This is a genomic window from uncultured Granulicatella sp. (genome assembly GCF_963515095.1).
GTDB lineage: Bacteria > Bacillota > Bacilli > Lactobacillales > Aerococcaceae > Granulicatella.
The window spans coordinates 1-6,069 of record NZ_CAUPXD010000049.1 but is presented as its reverse complement, the minus strand read 5'-3'; the positions used below and the strand labels follow the sequence as shown (position 1 = coordinate 6,069).

7 protein-coding genes are annotated in these 6,069 nt (G+C 36.8%); all 7 read left to right on the top strand.

Going from position 1 to position 6,069, the window contains the following annotated elements:
* Positions 1–597: His/Gly/Thr/Pro-type tRNA ligase C-terminal domain-containing protein (locus RWL86_RS08100; protein ID WP_314078700.1), on the top strand; the 597-nt coding region annotated here is incomplete at its 5' end.
* 181 nt (positions 598–778) lie between these two features.
* Positions 779–1,510: a tRNA (adenosine(37)-N6)-threonylcarbamoyltransferase complex dimerization subunit type 1 TsaB gene (gene tsaB / locus RWL86_RS08095; protein ID WP_314078697.1), complete on the top strand. Its 732-nt coding sequence runs from the start codon at positions 779–781 to the stop codon at positions 1,508–1,510.
* Positions 1,494–2,582 carry a ribosomal protein S18-alanine N-acetyltransferase gene (gene rimI, locus RWL86_RS08090; protein WP_314078694.1) on the top strand — a complete coding sequence of 363 codons (1,089 nt, stop codon included), beginning with the start codon at positions 1,494–1,496 and terminating at the stop codon, positions 2,580–2,582. Before tsaB ends, rimI begins: the two co-directional genes overlap by 17 nt.
* A complete protein-coding gene (gene tsaD, locus RWL86_RS08085; protein WP_314078693.1) occupies positions 2,579–3,598 on the top strand; it encodes a tRNA (adenosine(37)-N6)-threonylcarbamoyltransferase complex transferase subunit TsaD in 1,020 nt (339 codons plus the stop codon). The genes rimI and tsaD overlap by 4 nt, the downstream gene beginning before the upstream one ends.
* A gap of 158 nt (positions 3,599–3,756) precedes the next feature.
* Positions 3,757–4,002 carry a type B 50S ribosomal protein L31 gene (locus RWL86_RS08080; RefSeq protein WP_006703870.1) on the top strand — a complete coding sequence of 82 codons (246 nt, stop codon included), beginning with the start codon at positions 3,757–3,759 and terminating at the stop codon, positions 4,000–4,002.
* Between the two features lie 317 nt (positions 4,003–4,319).
* On the top strand, positions 4,320–4,553 hold the full coding sequence (locus tag RWL86_RS08075) for a DUF1146 domain-containing protein (RefSeq protein WP_314078690.1): 234 nt from the start codon (positions 4,320–4,322) through the stop codon (positions 4,551–4,553).
* Positions 4,554–4,570: 17 nt separating this feature from the next.
* A complete protein-coding gene (gene murA, locus RWL86_RS08070) occupies positions 4,571–5,884 on the top strand; it encodes a UDP-N-acetylglucosamine 1-carboxyvinyltransferase (protein ID WP_314078688.1) in 1,314 nt (437 codons plus the stop codon).
* The last annotated feature ends 185 nt before the right edge of the window (positions 5,885–6,069 follow it).

Sequence of the window (6,069 nt, the reverse complement as noted above, 5' to 3'; positions counted from 1 at the left end):
CCAACACAAGTAGTTTTAATTCCAGTTGGACCATGGAAGAAAAATCCAGCTATCTTAGAAAAATTAGAAGAATTACAACAACAATTAAAAGCAGCAGGCTTACGTGTGAAAATTGATGATACAGACAACTCACCAGGATTCAAATTCAATGAATGGGAATTACGTGGAGTGCCAATGCGTATTGAATGTGGACCACGTGACTTAGAAAATAATCAAGTAATGACAAAAATGCGTGACTTAGATGAAAAAGTTGCGGTAGGTTTTGATGTGTTAGTAGAAACAATTCAAGCTGAATTAGAGAAAATGCAAGGACGTTTATTAGAAACAGCTCGTGCAATGCGTGCTTCTAATGAATATACAAACATTGATACTTTAGATGAATTAAAAGCTCATATTGAAGCAAAACGTGAAGCTGGCGAAGTACCTGGTTGGGTATTAGTTGGTTGGGATGGAACAGAAGAAACAGAAGCGAAAATCAAAGAAGAAACTGGATTTACGACTCGTAATATCCCATTCAACCCACCAGTGAAAAAAGAAACATGTATCGTTTCAGGCAAACCAGCAACACAAACAGTATGGATTGCTAGAGCGTACTAATAATAAGATGCGAAGAAAGATGCTCTGAATCGAACTGAAACGCACGTCGATTCAATCTTTCTGAGCCGTATTCAAACAATGTGTGATTAAATAAATGATTGAAGAGGGTAAAAGTGTAAAGGGTAGCACGACTTGCCCTCCTTCACACTTTTTATACAAAAAATTAGAAAGGAAGTGCTCTATGCCCGTATTGGCTATTGATACCTCAAATAAAACTTTATCGGTTGCCATTGTCAAAGATGAGGGAACGATTGTTGAACAAACAGTTTCAGACACTTTACAACATAGTGTCAAACTAATGCCGGCAATTCAAGCAGTACTTCAAGAAAGTCAAGTCAGTATGCAAGAACTAACAGGTGTGATTGTTGCCAAAGGACCAGGTTCGTATACTGGACTTAGAATTGGAGTAACAGTTGCGAAAACTCTTGCGAAGACATTGCATATTCCGCTAAAAGCTGTTTCCAGTTTACAAGCGATTGTAGCAAATGTTGTAGAATCTGTGCCTGAGGGAGCCTATGTTGTTCCATTTTTTGATGCTCGTAGAGATAATATTTTTACCGGTCTTTATCAAGTGAGTCAACAGTTTCCACAATTGATAGCTACAGAACGTCATATTTCTTGGGTTGGTTGGTTAGAAAAGTTAGCTACTTATGAAACTCCTCTATATTTTGTAGGACAATTGACTGATTCACAAAAAGAGATGGTTGTAGAGAAATTAGGAGATAAAGTGGTATTTGCTAAAGAAAATGATGCCATTGCTCATGCCGGACTCTTTGATAAATTAGCACAAGATGCACCAGAAGAAGATGCAGATGTTTTTGTACCGACGTATTTAAAATTAGCAGAAGCAGAAGAAAATTGGAAAGCGGGCCATCAAGAAGAACAGGAGACAAACTATGTGGAGCGTCTGTAAGGATTGGACGCAATCTTTATGGCAACAATTAGAAAGATTAGCAGAACAAGCAATTCCTGTAGGAGACTTTATCGTAACGCAATTGCCACAGCAATTAAAACGAATCCCTTTATCTAATGGATTCATTGCAACCATTCGTCTTGCGACTATCGAAGATATTGATGCAATTGCCTATGTAGAAGAAGAAGCATATATGGGAAATCCACCTTGGGAAAGAGATGCTTTTGCAGAAGATTTAACATATAATACAAAAGCCATTTATATCGTTCTTGAACTAGATGATGAAATTCAAGCGTTTATTGGTGCAAGGCTGACAACGGAGGATCTTCATATTACAAATATTGCTGTTCATTCGGATGTACGATTTTTAGGATGTGCGACCTTATTAATGAAGCAATTAGAAAAGTATGCACGATTTTTAGAAAAAGATTCCATTTCCCTAGAAGTTAGAGTTTCCAATAAAAAGGCGATTCGTTTATATGAAAAATTTGGATTTATTCAAACAGGATACAAAGAAAAATATTATAAAAATGAAGTAGAGGATGCAGTACTGATGACTTATCCATTACCCCCTAAAACACCAGAATCTTTCTCCTCATCAGAGTTTTCGTTTAAACGATTAACGGTTGAAGATGAGGTGGCAGAACAGTTATACCAATTAGTGCAACAACATTATAAACATCCTGGACATTGGAGTGCAAAAGCTTTCCAAGAAGATATTGCTTCTGAACATGGAGCTTATTATGGCGTGTATCATGTGGATACTTTAATTGGATTTGTTGGGATGCAAGTCGTCTTAGATGAAGCAACGATTACGAATATTGTGATTCATACAGGATTCCAAGGGAAAGGACTTGCTCAACGTTTATGGCAAATGGCGTGTTATGATTTAGGAATACAAGAAGTCGCAACAGTATTTTTAGAAGTACGAGAATTTAACCATCGTGCTCAACAATTATATGAAATTTTAGGATTTGAGTGTTATCACAGAAGACGTGATTACTATACAGATCCATTAGAAGATGCCTTACTCTATCGATTAGAACTCAAGAAAGGAGCATGTGAACAATGACAAAGGAAGTCGTTATATTAGCCATTGAAAGTAGCTGTGATGAAACAAGTGCAGCAGTTGTTGTTAATGGCCGTACGTTATTATCAAACATTGTCGCTTCTCAAATCAAAAGTCATATGCGATTTGGAGGAGTTGTACCAGAAATTGCAAGCCGTCATCATGTGGAACAAATTACGCAAGTGATTGAAGAAGCATTAGTGCAAGCTGGAAAAACAATGGAAGAAATCGATGCAGTAGCAGTGACGATTGGTCCAGGATTAGTAGGAGCTTTATTAATCGGGATTTCAGCTGCAAAAGCAGTAGCACTAGCAGCGAACAAGCCATTAATTGCCGTCAACCATATGGCAGGACATATTTATGCAAACCAATTAATTGAACCTTTACAATTTCCATTAATGGCATTAGTTGTTAGCGGTGGACATACAGAATTAGTGTATATGCCACAAGACGGACAGTTTGAAATTATTGGAGAAACACGAGATGATGCAGCTGGAGAAGCCTATGATAAGATAGGAAGAATTTTAAATTTACCTTATCCAGGTGGAAAGAAAATGGATGAATTAGCACATATTGGAGAAGATGTCTATGATTTTCCAAGAGCAATGATTCATGAAGATCATTATGACTTTAGTTTTAGTGGATTAAAGTCAGCAGTTATCAACCGAATTCATAATGCGAAACAAAAAGGCGAAGAAATTATGCCAGAAAATGTTGCGGCAAGTTTCCAAGCAAGTGTTGTAGAAGTATTAGTGGAAAAAAGTAAACGTGCACTACAAGAATATCCTGTGAAGCAATTTGTATTAGCAGGAGGAGTCGCAGCAAACCGTGGACTTAGAACAGGATTACAAGAGATGATGCAAAGTCATTATCCAACTGTAACATTCTCCATTCCTCCAATGAATTTATGTGGCGACAATGCTGCAATGATTGGTGCAGCAGCTTATTCAAAATGGTTAGAACAAGATTTTGCAGCGATGGATGTAAATGCAATGCCTGGTTTAGAACTAGGGGATTAGGGAGAGTTTGGTTGAAAATTTTATACTAAGAAAATCCATCAAACCTAACAAAAATAGTTGCATTCTAGGTCTAAGCATGCTATTATACTTGTGTTGCTTTATGCATAAAAATAAATAACTCTGGATTAGGCAATAATTCAGGGCAGGAGGAATAGAAAATGAAACAAGGAATTCACCCAGAATATCGTCCAGTTGTTTTCATGGATACAACTACTGGATTCAAATTCTTATCAGGTTCAACAAAATCATCAAACGAAACTGTACAATGGGAAGATGGTAACGAATACCCATTATTACGTGTTGAGATCACTTCAGATTCTCACCCATTCTATACAGGTCGTCAAAAATTCACACAAGCAGACGGACGTGTGGATCGTTTCAACAAAAAATACGGTCTCAAATAAGAAGACAATTCTCAAACCTTTCTCGATTTCGAGAAAGGTTTTTTTGTGTTTTAAAGAGGGAGAATATGTGGTTTAAATTATTCAAGAGGAGCCAAAAAATTCTGTTTAGATTATTTGGATAAAAAGCTAGATTCATCCTCCCTGTTAAGAAAAAAGACGAAGAATAAACGAAATCCGTTTTATGAAATGTCATACGACACCCTCGAGAAAAACGGGGGTGTTTTTCATTAAATGATTCAAGCCATCCGTCCTTTTATTTTCATGAAAAGTATGGTAAGATAGAAAAGCAGAATCTCTATAAAAGATAGGAGATTTATATGACGGAATATATACAGATCGTACGATTGGTGCTTACATTAGGAATGATTGTTATTGCCTTTTGGTCACTTCAATGCATCAATTTAGAAAAAATCATATTAAAAAAACGAATTGAACAAGCAAGACTATTCATACTATTAGTGGCACTTCTTTTAGGAGTAGGGGCTACTAATGCAATTTTCACGATATCAGATTTAATCAATTCAATCGTTCAATTCATTACGACTAAGTAACCTTGGAGGTTTGTAGAATGGAAAAGATGATTGTACAAGGTGGTACACGTCTAAATGGATCAGTAAAAGTAGAGGGAGCAAAAAATGCTGTGCTTCCAATTTTAGCAGCAAGTATTTTAGCAGAGTATGGAGTAACGCATCTTACAAATGTACCGAATTTATCGGATGTGCATACAATGTTAGCGGTATTAAATAGTTTAAATGTCACAAGCACTTTTGATGAAGAGGAAAAATCAATTACGTTAAATGCTACAAAAAATATTCAAACAACAGCAGCATTTGAATTTGTGAGTAAAATGCGTGCGTCAATCGTTGTAATGGGACCTCTTTTAGCTAGATTTGGTCATGCTCGTGTTGCAATGCCAGGTGGGTGTGCGATTGGGACTCGTCCGATTGATTTGCATTTAAAAGGTTTTGAAGCAATGGGTGCAACTATTACCCAAGCAGATGGCTATGTAGAAGCTCATGCAGATCAATTAGTGGGTGCAAGAATTTATATGGATTTCCCATCAGTTGGAGCAACTCAAAACCTAATGATGGCAGCTACATTAGCGAAAGGTACGACTCTATTAGAAAATGTAGCAAGAGAGCCTGAAATTGTCGATTTAGCAAACATTTTAAATAAAATGGGTGCGAAAATTATTGGTGCGGGTACTGAAAATATTCGTATCGAAGGAGTAGACCATTTAGAAGGAACAATTCATTCGATTATCCCTGATAGAATTGAAGCAGGAACATTTATGGTTGCTGCAGCTGTTACTGGGGGAGATGTTTTTGTTGAAGATGCAATTGCAGAACATAATCAACCATTAATTTCTAAACTATCTGAAATGGGTGTTCAATTTATTGAAGAAGAAAATGGAATTCGTGTCATTGGACCGGAAACATTAAAACCAACAGATGTGAAGACATTACCACATCCAGGATTCCCAACAGATATGCAAGCTCAGATGACAATTGTTCAATTACTAGCCTCAGGTGTGAGTACAATGACAGAAACAGTGTTTGAAAATCGTTTCAATCATTTAGAAGAATTACGCCGTATGAATGCGGAGTTTAAGATTGAAGGTAGAACTGCAGTGATGAATCAAGAGTCACAATTACAAGGTGCTCAAGTAAAAGCAACGGACTTACGTGCAGCCGCAGCCTTAATTATTGCGGGTATGGTGGCAAAAGGTTACACACGTGTCACTGAGTTAAAATACTTAGATCGTGGATATTATCAATTCCATCATAAACTACGTGCATTAGGCGCAAATATCGAACGTGTTCATGAAGATGAAGCAACACCGTTCACACAAGTAGAATTAGAAAAAATGTTAAATCGTTAAAGAGAAATTAGCCGAATCGTTCGTAAAAGAATTGACGGCTAATTTTCATTTAAATCGTCATAATTTGTAACATTACCTGGATATGATTATTTGTGTTTGACAGAATTCATTTAAATCGCCCGAGCTTTTGCTGTCAAGCGCAAGTTAAAATGTCCCGAAAAAATTAGTTTAGTACAGGTGTGCGA

What these genes read in the sequence shown, in the direction of transcription:
- tsaB (WP_314078697.1), top strand. Translation starts at nt 779, where the DNA reads ATGCCCGTATTGGCTATTGATACCTCAAATAAAACTTTATCGGTTGCC.
- rimI (WP_314078694.1), top strand. Translation starts at nt 1,494, where the DNA reads ATGTGGAGCGTCTGTAAGGATTGGACGCAATCTTTATGGCAACAATTA.
- tsaD (WP_314078693.1), top strand. Translation starts at nt 2,579, where the DNA reads ATGACAAAGGAAGTCGTTATATTAGCCATTGAAAGTAGCTGTGATGAA.
- RWL86_RS08080 (WP_006703870.1), top strand. Translation starts at nt 3,757, where the DNA reads ATGAAACAAGGAATTCACCCAGAATATCGTCCAGTTGTTTTCATGGAT.
- RWL86_RS08075 (WP_314078690.1), top strand. Translation starts at nt 4,320, where the DNA reads ATGACGGAATATATACAGATCGTACGATTGGTGCTTACATTAGGAATG.
- murA (WP_314078688.1), top strand. Translation starts at nt 4,571, where the DNA reads ATGGAAAAGATGATTGTACAAGGTGGTACACGTCTAAATGGATCAGTA.